The organism is Ruegeria spongiae, assembly GCF_023502395.1.
Taxonomy (GTDB): domain Bacteria; phylum Pseudomonadota; class Alphaproteobacteria; order Rhodobacterales; family Rhodobacteraceae; genus Ruegeria_C; species Ruegeria_C spongiae.
This window is the reverse complement of the sequence record NZ_JAMFMB010000096.1, coordinates 1-702: the sequence shown is the minus strand read 5'-3', so window position 1 is coordinate 702 and position 702 is coordinate 1. Positions and strand designations below refer to the sequence as shown.

2 protein-coding genes are annotated in these 702 nt (G+C 54.7%); both read left to right on the top strand.

The genetic code is table 11. The annotated features are described in order from the left end of the window. Positions 1-300 (top strand): hypothetical protein (locus M3P21_RS22410; protein WP_249713725.1); only part of this gene is annotated, 300 nt, incomplete at its 5' end. Further along, entirely contained in the window at positions 297-560 is a 264-nt protein-coding gene (locus M3P21_RS22405; protein WP_249713724.1) for a hypothetical protein, read from the top strand. The genes M3P21_RS22410 and M3P21_RS22405, both read left to right, overlap by 4 nt. The last annotated feature ends 142 nt before the right edge of the window (positions 561-702 follow it).

Below are 702 nucleotides of genomic sequence, written 5' to 3'. Positions count from 1 at the left end.
CTGAGTTTTGACGATGACGGCTCCCTGCTTCTGACCGACAACATTGTGGGTTGGTGCCGCGAACAAGGCGCAAGCATCGACTGGATTATCTGTGGCGATCCTAAGGGTATGGCCGCCATCTTCCGCAAGGACTGTGAAGAATTCAGGCCGATCAAGAAGGAATTGAAGGAGCTAGGCCCGGAACAGTTGCGTGCCGTCACGGTGGCTATGAAAGCGTACATTGTTGGCGTTGCCCCGCTTGAACAGGCCATGGAAGCGTCAAAGGCCGCTCTGGCCGAACTGAAGGAGGAGGCAGCATGACCGAACTTATGGCAAAATCACTGGATGCTAAATTGTTGAAGGCTGATGAAAGCGCAGTGCTGTTGCACGGCCTTCTGCAAGGGCTTGAAATCCTCGTTGATGAATTGCTGGGCCGCGACGAGCCTGAGATGCGAACACGGAATGCTGTGGCCGCGCTGTCTGGTCACGTGGTCGAAATCGCTGACAGCGTGACTGACAATGTGCAGCGCGCACAGGATCTAGAACGCAAACTGGCTAGGGAGAGAGCGCAAGCAGCCTAGTGAGCTTCAACCGGGGTGCAGTGTTCTTTGCTCCCCTTATTTTAACGAGTGTTTTCATGAGTTTTTACCAAGTGAACCGGAACTGGTCGGATCAGTTCCTGCCGGAGATTAGGCGCATTGTCGGGGGCCACTTGCTCAAGGC

Excerpts from the sequence above, each read along its gene's own strand:
- M3P21_RS22405 (WP_249713724.1), top strand. The coding sequence starts at position 297 with ATGACCGAACTTATGGCAAAATCACTGGATGCTAAATTGTTGAAGGCT.